This window comes from Granulicella sp. S156 (assembly GCF_009766105.1).
GTDB lineage: Bacteria > Acidobacteriota > Terriglobia > Terriglobales > Acidobacteriaceae > Granulicella.
Map to the genome: position 1 here is coordinate 1 of NZ_LMUH01000004.1, position 16,084 is coordinate 16,084.

A 16,084-nucleotide genomic window follows, 5' to 3' on the forward strand; every position below is an offset into this window, starting at 1 on the left:
CTGCTCTATCTCGCTACCATTTTTCTTGTCATCAAGAGTGCGATTCGATTTGGGAGAACTGCGCCCAAATACCTCGGGCTTCCCACTATTGCCATTCTTGCCGCAATGGGCGGAGCGTGGATTGCATTGGGTCAATATGGAATGGGCCCCCTTCTCTGGTTCTTTATAGGTGCTGTAGCACGTAGCGCCGATCAAGGCTTGGAAAAAGTTAAAGAAGTTCGACCGTCCTTGCCCACTGCGCCACAAAGAGTCCGACCTACCGCTACAGCCCTCAGTTCCTGATCAGGAACTGAGGGCTGTAGCGTTCCTCCGGGACTAGCAGATATTGATATCTAAGGAAGCTCTAAACAAGTGTATGGGCATTCCCTCCGCGGCTAAAGCCGTACTGATGCCGGGAGATTTACGGCTGGACTGAAGTCCCGCCCCTTCAAAGCTAGACACTTGTACAGAGGTTTCCTAATGCCCTGACGATTGGCCCAGAAGTTTGTCAACAGCTGAGCCAGACCCCTTCTTCTTTCCCGGCTTAGTCGGTCCCATCGTTGGCTGGCGGGTCATGCCGTATCGCTCGACCTTCATCATCGTCGAATAGAGAGGCGCTGAGCGCTTCGATCCACTGGAACCTCCCCACCCACCTGGCGCTGCAAGCCCCCCGTGATTGAGCCCCCCGAGGGTACTCCTGCTGAAACTCGACGAGACGTGGACATGGATGGGAGTCATGCCCGTGTGCAGGTACCCCAAATGCGGTGCTGTCGTCTGCGTGGGGCCGTAGGAGATAAGAGAGAATTCCTTCTGCAGAGCCTTCGCCGACGACACCGACCTGCTGCCGCTGCTCACTCCTGTGTCGGTAGTTGCACTCGCCCTTGCGCTCATCCGGAGATTAGCTCTTCCTCCTCCGCCGCCGCCGTTGACCATACCGTTGTCGGCATACGGGTCCGCAGACATGCTGACATCCGAGGGGCCAAGACCTCCTGCACTGAGACTGGCAGGGCTCTGACCGAACGCAAGGGAGCCTCCAGCCAGGCATCCGAGACAGAGCGCGAATTTTATGCAGAACGAAGATCCGGTCATCGAAGTGTCCTAAAGACAGTCTAGCTGAGATAGGTCCGGACTAAAGTCCGGACCTATCTCAGAAGCAAGAGCAACAGCCAAACAACGCAAGAACAAACGTGAGCTTCTTAGACAGCCTCTAAGAGCAAACGCTTATTGAATGATGGCAACGTCGGAGACGGCGTTGGCTACGGCACCGGTGACCGCAGGTAGAGCAGTGAAACCAAAGGTCTTCCATCCGCTGCGTGGAACAACAAGAACATCCCCAGCCAATACAGGGAGATTTTTCTCCTCGTTCTTCATCACCTTGTTGAGATTCATAGGAATGGTGATGGCTTTGCCGTCTGGCGTTGGACGGATCAACGCGGCGTGGCTCATAGCGGCTGTGCGATTGACGCCCTGAGCGAGAGAGACCAGCTCCAGAACCGTTAGCGGCTGGCCGTTCTGGATGTAAAAGGCTCCCGAGCGCACGGTATCTCCGACGATGTACACGAGGTCCGCGCGGGACACCACAATCGTGTCTCCCGGCTCGATGATCGTAGACTTCTGCTCGGCCGAGTAGTTCGGCGTTGTGACATTTACGATGTGTGGATGATCCGATTGGCCGGCATGGGTGATCGCGATGGTCGCGCCCTCGCTCGAAGTGGCGCCACCGGCGGAGGCCAGCGCGTCATATAAGGAGTGCGGCCCAAGGAGCGTGTAGATGCCAGGGGCTTTGACCTCACCGAGTACCGTAACGCCCTCGGTGGCGTACTCGAGGATGTTTACCATTACGGTCGGCTGGAGCATGAGGTTCTTGGAGACCAAAGCGTCCTGGATCACCCTGGCGGCCTGCGCGACCGTCAGGCCCTGAACGAGGACATCACCGCCCAGAGGCAGCGTAACCTGACCCAGTTGATCGACGCGAAGCTTTCCTGAGAGCTCCGGCGTGTTGAAGACCTCGATGTCGAGGAGATCTCCAGGGCCGATGGGAATGTTCTGAACTCCTGGGACCGCAGAGGGGTGCGACTGGAGGTTGGCTGGCGGCGCTTGCTGACTGGCCTGCGGGACCGATGGGCTGGCCGCAGTCTGTGCGAGGACGCAGGGCGCAGAGAACATTAATGCCGCCGCGCAGTAGGCGAGAGCGCGAAAAGCTAGAGCTTTGGGCTTCCATCCTTGAGCAGACTGCGACAGAAGTTCGTTGCAGTTATAGGTCGGGCCTTCGGCCCTCTGTCGTGTTGTAACCATTTCCCTGGGACGTTGCCCCAGGCTGGTATAAAACGGGCCTTTGGCCCTTCCTGATAGAGCGAATCGTGGTGCGAACTTCTGACTCACCACACCAGATGAGATTGCGCGATTAGTTGTAGTAGCCATCGTATCCCTTCCCGTAGTAGCCATCTCCGCCGCCTTTGGAGGTATCGTTCAGCACAACGCCGGCGATGCGTGCATTGGCGCGACGCAGGATTGACTTGGTCCGCTGCAGAGCCTTGAGCGGAGTGATTCCGGCGCGGGCCACGATAACCACGGCGTCTGCCCAGCTGGCGACCGGCACCGAGTCGCTGACATTCAAGATCGGGGCCGTGTCTATGATGACAAGATCGTACTGTCGCTCCCACTCCTCGAGCAGCGAGTGAAATTTGCCGGATCCCAGGGCCTCGGAGGGGAGGGATACCTTCTTTCCCGCAGGGAGGAAGTTGAGATTGGGCAGCTCAGGAATGGGGACTACGATCTGCACATTGCTCCCGTCACCCATGATCGCTTCGCTCAGGCCAACCTTGTTGGAAGTACCAAAGAAGGTGTGCATCGTTGGACGCCGAAGATCAGCATCGATGATGAGGACCCGTACTCCCTTCTGCGCCATGACAACGGAGTAGTTGGCCGTGGTCGAGCTCTTCCCTTCTCCAGGAAGTGAGCTGGTGACGACGACTGTCCTCGCCGGGCGATCGAGGGAGGACAGGAGAAGCGAGTTACGCAGAGAGCGATAGGCCTCTGCCCCTCGGGAGCGTGGTTCGCTGACGGCAATGAGATTGTGGAGTTTGGAGCCGGGCTCGTTGGGCCAGGCGATATGCGGAACGACTGCCAGGCTCATGAGCCCCGTGGCGCTTTCCATTCCAGCGAGATGCTGTATCTGATCCGAGAGCGACTCGCGCAAGAGAGACGATCCGACACCCGCAGCCATACCAAGAATGAGGGCAAAGGCGAGAATCAACGTTTTCTTCGGCTCGATCGGGTCGATCGGAGCGCGCGCTCTGTCGACGATCATCGTGTTTACCGAGTTCAAACCGGCATCGACAGCGGCCTGCTGCAGCTTGTACTGGAGCGTGTCGTACAGATCGCGACTGGAGGTAGCTTCCGCGGCGAGGACTCCATAGTCTGCCTGGGTGCGATTAAGGGCGAAGGCTTTCGCGGTCTCGTCCTCATATTGCGCACGCAACATGGCCTCGGCGCGGTTGGCCGCGTCGTAGTCCTCGTGGAGACGGCTGGAGATGACTTTGACATCCTGAGCCAACTGCACCTTCACATTGGTCAACTGTCGCGTGACTTCGACAAGGGGCGGGTAGGCTGAGCCAAACTTGGAAGACAGCTGAATATATTGAGCGTAAAGAGTGCCTTCCTGCTCCTGAAGCGATTGCAGCTTCGGATCCGGCAGCAGAGACGCCAGCACGGCGGGATCGCCGCTGTCAGCCGCCCGCATCTGGGCCTCTTTGACGATGCGATCACCCTGTGCCTCGGTAAGGCGGGTGTTGAGCAGCTTCAAGCGGTCGACGGTCGTGTTGTTGGAGGGATCGGTGCCCAGAAGGTTATGCTCCTCCTGAAATCCTGCAAGGTTTTTCTGGGCGGTGCTCGCCCGGCCCTTGAGATCTTGCATCTGCGCTTCGAGCCACGACTTCACCTGAGTGACCGAGTCGTAGCGGCTATCGAAGTTGCCGCGGGTGTAGGCCGCAATGACGTCATTGATGATGGTCGCAGCCAACTGCGGATTGCCGTTCTTGAAGCGGATGCTGATCAGCTGCGTTCCCTCAACCTGTTTGGTCGAGAGAGAGCCGCGGAAGGACGCCAGCAGATTCTCCTGCGTACGCGACAGCTGCTGGTTCGCCGGGGTGAAGTTCATGGCTCCCTTGTCGAAGCCGGCATACGCACGGAACTGATCGGGGGAGAGGCTGTCGAGTGTCGCGAGGGCGACCTGGTCGCTGGTGATGATCGCCATCTCGGTTGCGACCTTGTCGCCGGAGTCTCCGCCTGCCATGGACAGAAGGTCGCTCAGCCCGAGAGAGCCCGCGCGCGATGGGTCGATCCGGATGCTGGCGGTGGCCTCATAGACGGGCTTGGCAAGTTTCACATAAATCGCTGCAGCGATAACGCAGGTCAGTGTGCAAACAAGGATGAGCCACTTCCCTTTGGCTAGAGCTCGGAATATGTCAGCAAGAGCGATTCCTTCAGACTGTTCAATCTCGACTGATCGATCTAAAGATGTTTGTGGATCTGCGGCTTCCGGCACGCCGGTAAGCTGATTCATGCGTTATTCCTTTGCGACGAGAGTAGGTATAGAGGTGCGCTGTTCAAAGAAAGATGGGTGGTTTTCTTCGCGACCAGCCGACTCGATGCCTGCAGAGGCAATCTCGAGGAGGCCTCTTCGAAACTCAGAGTTACTGAATCTTTCGGCGTTCCGCCGACAGTCTTCAGGATAGATAGTGTCGGCGATACGTTCAAAGTGTTCGACTGCCGCAATGATGGACTCCTCTGTCTGTTCTGCGAAGAAAACGCCTGTTTTGTTCAACATATCAGGTTTCCCACGAATAGACTCCAGCGCTCCGCCCTTACCGAATGCAATGACGGGTGTTCCACAGGCCTGCGCTTCCACGGGAGTAATACCGAAGTCTTCCATGGCGGCAAAGACAAAGGCACGGGCACGACCCATGAGGCTATGCAGGGCTTCGTCGGGCTGGTAGCCGACCACCTCGATATTGGGGTGGCCTTTTGCGGCTTCCTCGATCCGGGCACGGTCCGGCCCGTCTCCGACGACAACGAGACGACGATCTGGCATTTGCGCAAACGCTCGAATAATCAGATCAACACGCTTATAGGGAACAAGTCGCGAAGCGGTGAGGAAGAAGTCCTCTTTCTGTTCGCAGTAAGGAAGCGTTTCGACGTCGACCGGAGGGTGGAGTATCTGGCAATCACGGCGGTACAGGCGATTTACCTGCGCCGCCACATAACGCGAGTTCGATACAAAAATGTCTACGCCGGCAGCCGAACGCACGTCCCACATGCGCAGGTAGTGCAGCGACAGGCGTGCCAGCCAGCTTCCGACGCTGCGGTTGAGAGAGCCCTCGCGAAGGTACTGCGCCTGAAGGTGCCAGGCATAACGCAACGGCGTATGAACATAGCTGATGTGAAGCTGATCCGGACCGGTGATTACGCCTTTTGCGACGGCATACGAGCTGGACAGAATGAGGTCATAGGCTTCCAGATCAAACTGCTCGATGGCAAATGCCATAAGGGGCAGATACATGCGGTAATGCTTGCGCGCAAACGGTATGTGCTGAATGAAGCTGGTTTTGGGTTGCTTATGGTGGAGCAGGTGTCGATATTTATCGGGGAAGAAATCACAGACTGTATACACATCAGCCGTGGGGAATACTTCAATCATCTGTTCCAGAACGCGCTCCGCTCCGCCTGGAGATGTGAGCCAGTCGTGCACGATTGCAATTCTTAGTTGCCCGAGTTGCGTCAATAGGGACCCTTCCATGATGTCGCGCGATGCCGATCGTGCGCTCCCCCTATGCATGTGCTGTTGAAAGTACGCTATGAATACTTTCAATCATTGCATTGACGGAGAACACAGCGGTTGCCCTTTGCCTCCCGGCAAGAGCAAGTCTGCAGGCGAATTCAGGATCGTTTTTGAGTTTTGTCACTGCAGCCGAGAGCTCTTGTACAGACCCCGGTGTCACTAACAACCCTGTTTCGCCATCGCCAATAATTTCAAGCGCTCCTCCAGCCCGAGTGGCTATGACCGGCGTTCCCGCCAACATCGCCTCGACCAGGACTCGACCGAAAGGTTCGGGTGCGGTGGAGGAATGAATCACCACGTCTGCCAGCTTCATCAGCAGGGGTATGTCACGCCGAAAACCCAGGAAATGGACTCGATCTTGAATTCCAAGGGAATGGACAAGCGCCTGCAATTTCTCAGAATAGGCCGTCTCGCCAAAGAGTGCTTCTCCAACAATTATGGCATGGGTATCGGGGAGTGCCATAAGAGATTCAATGACCACATGTTGCGCCTTCCAAGAAGTGATTCGACCGAAACAGCCCACGACATATTTATCCTGGAGACCTAAGGCTTTACGCACAGCTTCCACCTCAGACTCTTGGACTCCGTCGAACGGTGCTGGATCGATACCGTTATAGACGACAACGGCTTTCGTAGGGTTTCCTCCGGCCTGAATAAAAGACTCCCGGGTAGCTTCAGAGTTGGCGATTACCGCGGTTGCTGAGAGGTTTCCCGCGAAAACTGCCACGCGGCGCAGAAAAGGGCTGAAGTGGTCGGCCGTCAGCATGTCCCGCAGGTGCCAGACAAGTATCTGGTCTCTTCTGCGTGCGAGGGCGCTCACCAGGAAGGCTTTTTGTGAGTTGGCATAGAGGACGTCGAATCGAGCGGCAAGCTGTGCCAGTTGGCTCCGGAGCTTCAGGAGTGCAGGCCCACCCCGCAAGACGGACAAGAGACGCGCCTCGCGGCGAATTTCGCTGACCCGGCCCAGGGAGAGAAGATGAACGGGCACGGGGATGGCTTCCAGGGCCTGACGAAATGGGCCGTCCGAAAAGAGCGCGATTTCGCTATCTTCGGTGGAGTTCTTGATGACGTCCAGAAGCGATAGCTCCCCGCCGCCTAGTTGCCCCGTCTGATCGACGTAAAGAACTTTCATCCCAGGGTCTCCGCATAGACGTCCCGCGTCATTCTAGCGATGACCGGCCATGAAAATTTGTCGGTGGCGTAGCTGCGGCACCGCTCACTTGACGGCAGAGTGCGCTTCCCAAGAAGGAAGTCGATCAGCAGCTCGGCGATGACCTCGGTTTCTGTGCTGGAAAAGACACACTCCGGGGCAAAGGGGGTGATCACTTCGGGGAGGCCTCCGACAGGCGTAACCAGGACGGGCGTTCCGGATGCCAGCGACTCCAACGTGATCATTCCAAAGCCCTCCAAAGCCTGGCTGGGCACGACGGACATATCTGCTGCGCGATAGGCGGTGGGAAGGTCGGCATCATCGACTCGGCCGATGAGTTTGACGTGATCCTGCAGGCCGTGCGCGGCGATGCGCTGCTGCAGCTCGGAGGAGAGTGGCCCTGATCCGGCGAGAAGAATGAGCACCTCTGGGACCTTCTGAACCACCTGGCGGGCCGCGTCAACGAGATTTTCAAGGCCCATGCGCTTCATCTGCCGACGCACGGCGAGGACAATGGGACGATCGGTTGGCCAACCCAGCCGAATCCGCGCCTCCTGTCTGGTGAGCCGATCATTGAAGCGCGCGGAGTCGATGCCGCCGGGCACCAGCCGTACCCGGTCTTCGGGAATGCCGTAGCGCTCCACCAAAATCTTCTGGAAGGCCTGCGACAGCACAATCAGCCTCTGGCCGCGCGAGTACACGAGCTGCTCCATGGACTTCTGGACACGGGAGGAGAGGCTCGAATGACCTTCCACTCCAGACTCAGCAGACCAGGGACCGTGAAAGTGCACGACGGTCGGAACCTTGCGAAGGTGGCCGAGAAGCGGAATCGCATAAAGAGCAAAGTGGACTGCGATCAGATTGGTATTCTGCTCAGCCAGTAAGGTAGTCCCGGTCTTGCGAGCCGCAAGCAGGCGGCGGATCAGAGGCTCTTTTGGGGATGAAAATCCAGTGACAACCCCAGCGGTGTCTCGCTCCACACTGTTGCTTCCTGCAACCATGCCTCGAACGTTTACCCCGGTCTCGGGCAGATGCCTTAGGAGCTCTGAGTAAAAGCGATTCAGGCCGCCTTGACGCTCTCCAAACCAGTCGTTTCCTATCTGAAGCGTCCGAATCTGGGGGTAATTCAAAGGGGCCCTCGTGTGCATCTTCGAAGATGCAGTGTTAGATGCAGTTTTACAAAATGGCAGATTGAGTCAATTTGATCGATAACTCATTTTACTATCTGTCTTTGTGCGCGGCCAAAACGTCCTTAAGGAAGGATGTGACCCGCGCGATCTGCGCATCTTTATCGAACTCTGAATAGGACGACGGTATGCGGGCTTTTTCGGCGACTTCGTGCATGGATAGTATTGTCATCAGTTCTGATAAAGATTCGATGAATTTTGGATCCCAGGGAGAACTTCCGGGCAGCCTCCAGATTTTTCCATCGTCGAGATCATAGGCCATCGGGATCTGATTGGAGACGAAGGGCAATCCCGCAGCTCTGTATTCGCTCAGTTTCGTGGTGTACCGGAAGCTGCCAACTGCGTTCACGCTTTGTGGGATGCAGCCCACGTCCATGGCAGCAAGATAGCCGGGAACTTCATCGCGCGGAATTCTTCCCGGAAGGAGAATCGTGGAACCCAGCTGATCGCCCGCCAGCTCGCGCAGGAACGGAAGCCCTGAACCGTCGCCGACTACCAGTACGTAGGCGGGACTCTTCCGCAATCGGGCTGCGCGGACCAGGTCGGCACCGTAGCAGTACTGATAGCGCCTGGACCAGTTCAAGGAGCCGATGATCCCGAATACGACGGCATCGTCAGGTATGCGAAATCTCTCCCGGATGGAACGCCTGGCCTGGAGCAGATCTTCTTTGGCGAGCGTGAACGGAGCCCACCCTGGGATGGTGATGGCGCGGGGCGCTCCGGAGGAGAGCGCACGACCCACGAGATAGGGGGTCCAACCGATAAAGCCACTGCAGTTCGCGTACAAAGCTCGCTCGTAGAGGGCAAAGAGAGGTTTCCCCAAGGGATGCCTGGCCGCGAGGAAGGGAGCAACGGCGTCACCGCTGCTTACCACGTAGGGGAGGTTCCACAGCCATCTGCCGAGGATAGCCGCTGCACCGCCTGCTATCCCTGAACCCTCCATCACGAAGAGGTCGAACTGTTTGCTCTTGAGAAGCTGGAGAAGACGGATCGCGCTGGCTCGCTTTTCGCGCTTTGAAAACGTGAAAAAGGTGGCGTCATAAGCGGCTACAAGGGCGCGGAGACGCCGTTCGTCTTCTCCGCCTGCACCTTCTGTCGCACATGCCAAAACCCGCAAGTTATCTCCAGGAACGTTGTATTTAGCCTCACTCTACACGAACAGGTTTAGAGCGGAAGGCCAGGAAGACGGATGTAGATTATCCCGCAATGGTTGCAGCGAGGAGCTCGTCCACCCGATCGACAAAGACCGGTATGGAAAAGCTGCGGCCTCTTTCGAAGGCATTGGCCTCAACGCGCTTGATCTCGTCCGGATTCTGGAGCAGGCGAATGAGCAGCACCGCCAGAGCATCCTTGTCTCCGCGGGGCACGAGGAACCCGTTTACGCCATCCTGAATGATCTCGCGAGGACCGCCTTCATCGCTTGCGACAACGACTCTCCCCATGCCCATCGCCTCGGCCACTGCCATGCCGAAGGGCTCTTCCCCCGTAACCGGATGCACAATGATATCCGCGCTGGCCTGCCACAGCGGTACTTCCGCTGCAGGCCGCTGCCCGGCAAGAATGAAGTGTTCACCCAGACCCGAGTCTGCAGCCATCTGCCGAATCTGTTCTGCGTACGCGGGATCTCGAGGGTGTTCGCCCCCCACGATAAAGAAGTAGGTTCCAGGCAAAGACGCGCTGACAATCTGCGCCGCTTCAACGAAGATGTGGGCGCCTTTCCAGCGTTCAAGCCGCGCCACCATTCCGACGATCCGCGCGCCTGGGCTGAGATTCAACTGCGTGCGACTCTCCTTTGCGGGAAGAGGACGCTCAGACGGGAAACTTACGCCTGGGTAACAAATGGAAGTGGGACGTCCAGGAGGAAGCAAGTCCTGAGCTGCCTGCGATGCTGCCGAACAGCAAAGAATACGGTCAGCCGGAAGCCTTGTTCCTATGCGGTCAATCTTGCCTCCCCCGGAGATGCCGTGCTGAAACCAAAGCGTCCTGGTTCCGGACAGGATCGCAGCGACTCCTACATAGAGGTGAGCCTTCAACATCCAGCAGAAAACGGCATCGGGTTTCTCGCGACGGATCCAGCGCCGCAATGCTAAGACGGTGGAGAGGTAATTGAGCGGATCGGTCAGGCGAGTGGCTGGAATGACAAACGTCTCGTATCCCCAACCTCGAACCTGCTCGACGAGAGGACCCTCCTGCAGAAAGACACACTGCAGCGTGTAGCGCTTGCTGTACTGCCGAAGAAGGTGCAGGAAGAGTGCTTCTGCTCCGCCCTGCTGGTGGGCAAGTGGCATAACGATGCCAATACGGTTTGTCTTTTGTCGCATCTTGCCCGACCGTCCCTCCTATTTTTAAAATCGCATTTTTGAATCGTCCTACTCGCTATAGGATGCCTTCACTATAGCAATGAGCTAGATCAGTCACGATAGTTTCAGCGTTCATCGCTGTGGATTGGGTAGTGTTTGACTAATCGGCACATTCGTAGTTGCCGTTGTTTTTGGGAGTAGCAGCGGCCTCTAGGGTGCGGAAATGGGGCGAAATCTCTCTTCGGCTTTAACCCTGGACTTTTCGCTGGCATCAGCAAGAGGCCCAGGGCTAAAGCCCGTTCTCTTTGGATATTGTTTCCGCGGCCTAAAGGCCGCTGCTACTCCGAAGGGCAAAAACAACGGTAGAAATGATGACAAGAACACCTACTTTCAATTAGTCAGACACCGCCTACGAGCGTAGCTTGATGTCTTAGTGGAGTTCTTTCTCGCCCCGCTTCTGAGATATCATGGCAATAACTATTAGTTTGACTGACTTTTGTTGATATTGGCCCCGGATGTCTCCAACTCGGATGTGAAGGCAAGATATGCAGAGTGATTTTAGCCTGACCCTTTGCATCTGCACGCGCAATCGCGCGGATGATCTGAGCCGCTGCCTTGAATCTGTACAGAGCTCTACCCGAATGCCTGAACAGGTCATTGTGAGCGATGATGGGGACGACGGGAAGACGGTAGAAGCCTTAGCCGCATCCTTTACCTTCGTCCAATATCAGCGCGGCCCTCGCATCGGTCTAGGTGCGAATCGAAATGCCTGCATTGCGATTGCTACAGGCCGATATCTCGCTTTCATCGATGATGACGTAACCATTCCAGCCACCTACGTTCAGGCTGCTTTCGACTTGATTCAGCAACACGTCAATGCAAGCCCCATGCCGATCTTAGGTGGGATTGAGTACAAGCATACTTCCGCTGGAACGATCCTGATCGAGCCTGGAAATGCGGATTTCTGGGGCTTTCAACGACTTCCGCCGAATGGCGTCTATCGTTCCATGGTCATCAATGCCGCGATCTTCCCGGCGACTTTGTTTGAGGTCGCCCTCTTCGATTCGCAGCTCCGCTATGGGTCGGAAGAGATTGACATGGCTCGCCATGCGGTCGCGCTCGGATACACGATCCTCTTCGATCGTTCTTTGCACGTCGATCACTACCCCTCCGAGATCAATCGGGCAGAGTACGCGGCACTCGTCGATGCATCGCGCATGTATGCCACAGCGAAGGCCTACTGGTGCTATCAAAGACGGCCGATCAAGGCAATCGTGTTCAGCATCCTCGCGCCTATCAAGCTGTCTATTGCTCTTGGGCGGCGCAGAGGTCTCGCGGGTTTACGAAGTTCATTGACTTCTACAACTACAGCCTTCCAATACGCCCGCAGAGCCATGGGGCATTCCGCTTGAGGAATTCATTCCATCTCACCGCAGCCAGTAATACTGGACGAGCGATTCCATGCGAGTAGCCTTGATTTCACATCAGGTCGGCTTCGGCGACGGCCAGGGCCGGGTGAACTATGAGATCGCCCGAGCGACGCTTGACGCCGGACATGACGTAACACTCATAGCCGAACGCTGCGCCGAGGATCTGTCTTCACACGAGCGTGGAACCTTTATTTCTATCGCAACGAGCAAGCTTCCAACTCGTTTTCTGAAGAACTTATCTTTCGCAATTCGAAGTGCTCGATGGCTTAAGAAAAATCGCAGATCGATCGATGTGGTTCAAGCCAACGGATTCATTACGCTGGCGCGAGTTGACATTGTTGCGGCGCACTTTGTGCATGGGGCCTGGTTGCGTAGTCCCTATGCCTCGCCGAGTGAGACGCGCTGGACCACCTCAGGAATGTACCAGCGCATCTATTCGAGGCTGAATTCGATCCTCGAGCAGACGGCACTCCGCCGTGCGCGGAAGGTTGTCGCTGTCTCGAAGAACGTAGCCGACGAGTTGATCTCTGTCGGGGTTGCGGCCGACCGCATCGTTGTTATTTTTAACGGCGTAGATACGGATGAATTTTATCCTCGGCCAACAAATCGATCGGTAAACGGTGCACCGGCCGGCGCGCTCACCTTTCTTTTTGCCGGAGATCTGCGCACCAGCCGCAAAAACTTCGATGGAGTGCTGAAAGCCATTGGAGACGTTGAAGGCGTTCACCTTGCAGCGGCCGGGGGCATCACGAACAGTCCATTCCCTGCTCTTGCTAAAAGACTTGGCATCGCAGATCGTGTTCACTTCCTGGGCCAGGTAAAGAATATGAGCGATCTCATGGTGGCTACGGACGGTTTGATATTTCCTTCTCGCTATGACCCGTTTGGACTGGTCGTACTCGAAGCGATGGCCAGCGGACTGCCCGTAATTACATCCGCAGCTACAGGCGCATCCGCAGTTTTACAGGATCCGCAATGGTGTGTTGAAGATCCAGAAGATCATGAAGAACTAGTCAATAAGGTGCGACGCCTGGCGGAAAGTCCGAGCCTCAGAGCAGAGATCGGACTCGAAAATCGCCGAAAGTCTCTAGCCCATAGTTGGAACTCTATGGCTGGCGCCTATATTAGGCTCTATCGAGACCTGAACATGCAGGATTTAGCGAAGCAGGGTTCGGCCGAAGGTTCGTAGCAACAACACGGGTAGATGGATTGAGATTTAAATTTACGAGAGTTGCTATCGAAGTTTTATTTGCCGGAGTTATGGAAGGTCTCTTCAATGACGTCTACAACTCGGCTACAGGCCTTTGCACCCGGTTCTATCCTGGCTTGCGTTAAGCGGCATGTTTCTCGCACCTGTGGAGAAGATAGCAAATGCTGCAGCTTTTCCAGCAGTGCGGTTTCATCCAGCGAATCCTGCTGCACCAGCCCGCAACCGAGCCGTTCGGCGCGTAGACCATTGTCAAGCTGATCGGTCCAGCCGGGAAGAATGAGTTGGGGTATGCCCGCCCGCAGGGCAAGTGCAATCGTACCAATTCCACCGTGATGCACCAGAGCGCTTGCCCGAGGTAAGAGCAGATGGAATGGCGGATAGCTTTCATGCCAGACCGTGTCGGGCAACGCGGGAAGATGATCAACGAGGCGAGTCAGGAATATGCCGCGTGCCCCTAGTGTCTGAACGATCTTGAGTGCTATCTCAAAGAAGGCGCGGGGGTTCTGTGTTTCCGTCCCAGGATTGAATACGATGGGAGGCGGACCATCATCGAGAAACTGCAACAAGCCATCGGATAGCTGCCGTGCATTCTCATTCGGGATGGACAGAGGAAAGCCCGTCAACTTAAGCTGCTTCGGCCAATCCTCAGGTACTGGGCAGAACCATTCGCTGAATAAACCAGCTACTCTCTGTGGGGAGTACCACCATTTGCTGATGATCTGTCTTGGCCGAGGTAAATTCAGGCGACGGCATGGCCTCTTCAAAAGCAGGCGAAAGAACGGATCAATGATCAGCAGTTCTCCTCCACGAAAAACCAATTTGCGCATGGGGTACGGCAATCTTGAGTACCACTGCGTTGATTTGAAGATAGGAGGGCTCTTCAGCGAGTGGAGGTGTGCAGGAACCAGCACTGTCGACACGTACGGAGTTCCATATTTGGCATGCAGCAATCTAGCGATGACATAGAAAAATGGGGGAGCGATAAGAATGCTCTGCCCGTCGAGCCGGCCAGCTACCATCTCGCAGATCTCGGAAGCTTTATCGGTAAGAAACCCGTAATAGCTCTTTATCTTCGCTATTGCACCAAGCTTTTCTGTCTTGCGAAGAAGCTCCTGCTTCTCCTCTGGCTCGAGAAAGCTAAGAACCTCGAAACCACTTTCACGTGCAATCTCAACATAGTCGAATGTCGTAATGAAGGTCACATGGTGGCCTCGTGCCATTAATTCGCGGCCGATGCCCAAATGCGGATGGATTTCACCGTCGGAGCCAGCAGCGAAGATGATAGCGTTCATATTTGGCACCCGTGGTTACGTAATCGGCAGCATCCTATTGGCCACCTCAACTACTACCATCTCTCCATCTGTTATTAGAATGTTGAGCTTCATAGATAACAGTTACACCTGCAACGAATAACGCCGCGGGTGTAACTGCTGTCATAGATATTAAATTTCAATCTTAGAGAACGAATAAGCCCCTGCTATAAGGAAAACAGCGCCTACACAGCTTAACAAGGTCATATCAAGAAAATAATTGAAGTGCCAGTGTCCAATCAGTGTGCCTCTCAGGCCATCGACTCCATACGATAGAGGGTTGATCCGTGTCAGCACGCTCAAGATCAGTGGCAGGTTATCCAGGGGATAAAACGCTCCGGAGAGAAAGACCATGGGCATGACCATAAAGTTCGCAACAACATTGAAGCTTTGCATGTCCTTGAGCGTTGAGCCAATGATCATGCCAAGGGCCGCAAAGCAGATAGCGATCATGGCAACAAATCCGAATCCCGATACGACAGCAGAGAAGTGTTGCGGACGGAAGCCAGTGACCATGCATAACAGCAGAATCAAGACCCCTTGCAGCACCCCTACAGTTGCTCCGCCAAACGTGCGGCCGATCATGATGTAAAGACGCGGGACAGGAGCAACGAGCGTTTCTTTGAGAGACCCGAATTGACGGTCCCATAGAACGGCAACTCCTGAGAAGGCTGAGCTGATAAGTACAGTCATGCCAATCATGCCGGGAGCCATAAACTGCATGTAACTTCCCTGCCCTGCTTTCTCAAAGACTGGATTGAAGCCAAAGCCAAGGGCAAGCAGGAAGAATGCAGGCTGTGCGAGAGAACCTAAGACCTGTACCGGGGAGCGAAGAAAACGCTTGAGTTCCCGCAGCCATAAGATATAAATCACGTTCATTTGATGCTCCCTTGAATCTGGGCATAGTCCCGCAGCTGATCTGTTGAGCTTGCATCTTCATCGCGCAATGAAGATCCTGTAAGCGCTAAAAATGCGTCTTCCAGTGTGGAAGTATTCGTCTGCTCTTTTAATTCGGCCGACGTGCCTTGGGCGATCAGTAGTCCATGGTCCATAATGCCGATTCGATGGGCGACCCGATCCGCTTCGTCTAGATGGTGAGTGGTAAGAAAGATCGTCGTATTCTCTGTTTCGTTCAAATGCTTTACATGTGTCCAGAGCTGGTTTCGGCTCTGCGGGTCCAGGCCAAGGGTAGGCTCGTCGAGAAAAAGGATCTTTGGACTGTGCATCAACCCACGGGCAATCTCAAGACGCCGCTTCATGCCGCCTGAAAACTTCTTCACATAATCTTTGCGCCTGTCCCAGAGTTCAAAGGTAGTGAGCATCCGCTCAATTCGCTCGGCACGCACCTTTTTAGGCATGTGATAAAGGACACCATGCATCTCCATGTTTTCGTAGGCAGTCTGCTCACCGTCCAGGCTGCTGTCCTGAAAAACGATGCCGAACTTCTTTCGTGCAGCCATCTTGTGATGTTCGGGATCCAGGCCGTCCAGCATAACGGTTCCGCTGCTGGGACGAAGTATCGTCGTCAGCATCTTGATGGTGGTAGTTTTTCCTGCACCATTCGGTCCAAGGAACGCAAAGATCTCTCCTGGGGCCACATGGAACGAGATACCTTTCACCGCCTCAAAGGCTTTGAAGGTTTTCGTCAGATTATCTACACGAATCATCGCTCTCCATTT

General features: G+C 55.5%; 14 protein-coding genes. 3 read left to right on the plus strand and 11 right to left on the minus strand.

All coding sequences use genetic code 11. The features are described 5' to 3' along the window. Positions 1-282, plus strand: a 282-nt coding sequence (locus GSQ91_RS25640; protein ID WP_216845028.1) for a hypothetical protein, incomplete at its 5' end; no start/stop codon positions are given. 174 nt (positions 283-456) lie between these two features. Here GSQ91_RS25640 and GSQ91_RS02055 read toward each other — a convergent pair. From GSQ91_RS02055 to GSQ91_RS02090, 8 genes are all read right to left on the minus strand, one after another. Next, complete coding sequence (locus tag GSQ91_RS02055; RefSeq protein WP_158819601.1) at positions 457-942, minus strand: hypothetical protein; 486 nt, start codon at positions 940-942, stop codon at positions 457-459. Between the two features lie 258 nt (positions 943-1,200). Further along, a complete protein-coding gene (locus GSQ91_RS02060; protein ID WP_158819602.1) occupies positions 1,201-2,400 on the minus strand; it encodes a polysaccharide biosynthesis/export family protein in 1,200 nt (399 codons plus the stop codon). Next, positions 2,384-4,543: a polysaccharide biosynthesis tyrosine autokinase gene (locus tag GSQ91_RS02065; protein WP_158819603.1), complete on the minus strand. Its 2,160-nt coding sequence runs from the start codon at positions 4,541-4,543 to the stop codon at positions 2,384-2,386. The genes GSQ91_RS02060 and GSQ91_RS02065 overlap by 17 nt, the downstream gene beginning before the upstream one ends. Positions 4,544-4,546: 3 nt before the next feature. Continuing rightward, complete coding sequence (locus GSQ91_RS02070; protein ID WP_216845030.1) at positions 4,547-5,728, minus strand: glycosyltransferase; 1,182 nt, start codon at positions 5,726-5,728, stop codon at positions 4,547-4,549. Positions 5,729-5,807: 79 nt separating this feature from the next. Next, positions 5,808-6,950: a glycosyltransferase family 4 protein gene (locus GSQ91_RS25645; protein ID WP_216845032.1), complete on the minus strand. Its 1,143-nt coding sequence runs from the start codon at positions 6,948-6,950 to the stop codon at positions 5,808-5,810. After that, positions 6,947-8,098 carry a glycosyltransferase family 4 protein gene (locus GSQ91_RS02080; protein WP_216845034.1) on the minus strand — a complete coding sequence of 384 codons (1,152 nt, stop codon included), beginning with the start codon at positions 8,096-8,098 and terminating at the stop codon, positions 6,947-6,949. Before GSQ91_RS02080 ends, GSQ91_RS25645 begins: the two co-directional genes overlap by 4 nt. Before the next feature lie 91 nt (positions 8,099-8,189). Beyond that, the gene (locus GSQ91_RS02085) at positions 8,190-9,272 is read right to left on the minus strand and encodes a glycosyltransferase (RefSeq protein WP_158819606.1); all 1,083 of its coding nucleotides are present in this window, start codon (positions 9,270-9,272) and stop codon (positions 8,190-8,192) included. A gap of 79 nt (positions 9,273-9,351) precedes the next feature. Further along, positions 9,352-10,476 (minus strand): glycosyltransferase family 4 protein, encoded by a 1,125-nt coding sequence (locus GSQ91_RS02090; protein WP_158819607.1) that lies wholly within the window; start codon positions 10,474-10,476, stop codon positions 9,352-9,354. Between the two features lie 524 nt (positions 10,477-11,000). On the opposite strand from GSQ91_RS02090, the gene GSQ91_RS02095 reads away from it, so the two are divergent. Then, positions 11,001-11,867 (plus strand): glycosyltransferase family 2 protein, encoded by an 867-nt coding sequence (locus tag GSQ91_RS02095; protein ID WP_158819608.1) that lies wholly within the window; start codon positions 11,001-11,003, stop codon positions 11,865-11,867. 49 nt (positions 11,868-11,916) lie between these two features. Then, positions 11,917-13,074, plus strand: a complete 1,158-nt coding sequence (locus tag GSQ91_RS02100) for a glycosyltransferase family 4 protein (RefSeq protein WP_158819609.1) — start codon at positions 11,917-11,919, stop codon at positions 13,072-13,074. A gap of 56 nt (positions 13,075-13,130) precedes the next feature. Here the strand turns inward: GSQ91_RS02100 and GSQ91_RS02105 are convergent, their stop codons facing one another. From GSQ91_RS02105 to GSQ91_RS02115, 3 genes are all read right to left on the minus strand, one after another. Next, a complete protein-coding gene (locus GSQ91_RS02105) occupies positions 13,131-14,387 on the minus strand; it encodes a glycosyltransferase (protein ID WP_158819610.1) in 1,257 nt (418 codons plus the stop codon). Positions 14,388-14,537: 150 nt separating this feature from the next. Continuing rightward, complete coding sequence (locus tag GSQ91_RS02110; RefSeq protein WP_158819611.1) at positions 14,538-15,284, minus strand: ABC transporter permease; 747 nt, start codon at positions 15,282-15,284, stop codon at positions 14,538-14,540. Continuing rightward, positions 15,281-16,072 (minus strand): ABC transporter ATP-binding protein, encoded by a 792-nt coding sequence (locus GSQ91_RS02115; RefSeq protein ID WP_158819612.1) that lies wholly within the window; start codon positions 16,070-16,072, stop codon positions 15,281-15,283. Before GSQ91_RS02115 ends, GSQ91_RS02110 begins: the two co-directional genes overlap by 4 nt. Positions 16,073-16,084: the final 12 nt, after the last annotated feature.

Bases quoted from the DNA above. Each gene is read 5' to 3' on its own strand.
- GSQ91_RS02055 (WP_158819601.1), bottom strand. From the start codon at position 942: ATGTCTGCGGACCCGTATGCCGACAACGGTATGGTCAACGGCGGCGGC.
- GSQ91_RS02060 (WP_158819602.1), bottom strand. From the start codon at position 2,400: ATGGCTACTACAACTAATCGCGCAATCTCATCTGGTGTGGTGAGTCAG.
- GSQ91_RS02065 (WP_158819603.1), bottom strand. From the start codon at position 4,543: ATGAATCAGCTTACCGGCGTGCCGGAAGCCGCAGATCCACAAACATCT.
- GSQ91_RS25645 (WP_216845032.1), bottom strand. From the start codon at position 6,950: ATGAAAGTTCTTTACGTCGATCAGACGGGGCAACTAGGCGGCGGGGAG.
- GSQ91_RS02090 (WP_158819607.1), bottom strand. From the start codon at position 10,476: ATGCGACAAAAGACAAACCGTATTGGCATCGTTATGCCACTTGCCCAC.
- GSQ91_RS02095 (WP_158819608.1), top strand. From the start codon at position 11,001: ATGCAGAGTGATTTTAGCCTGACCCTTTGCATCTGCACGCGCAATCGC.
- GSQ91_RS02100 (WP_158819609.1), top strand. From the start codon at position 11,917: ATGCGAGTAGCCTTGATTTCACATCAGGTCGGCTTCGGCGACGGCCAG.
- GSQ91_RS02105 (WP_158819610.1), bottom strand. From the start codon at position 14,387: ATGAACGCTATCATCTTCGCTGCTGGCTCCGACGGTGAAATCCATCCG.
- GSQ91_RS02110 (WP_158819611.1), bottom strand. From the start codon at position 15,284: ATGAACGTGATTTATATCTTATGGCTGCGGGAACTCAAGCGTTTTCTT.
- GSQ91_RS02115 (WP_158819612.1), bottom strand. From the start codon at position 16,072: ATGATTCGTGTAGATAATCTGACGAAAACCTTCAAAGCCTTTGAGGCG.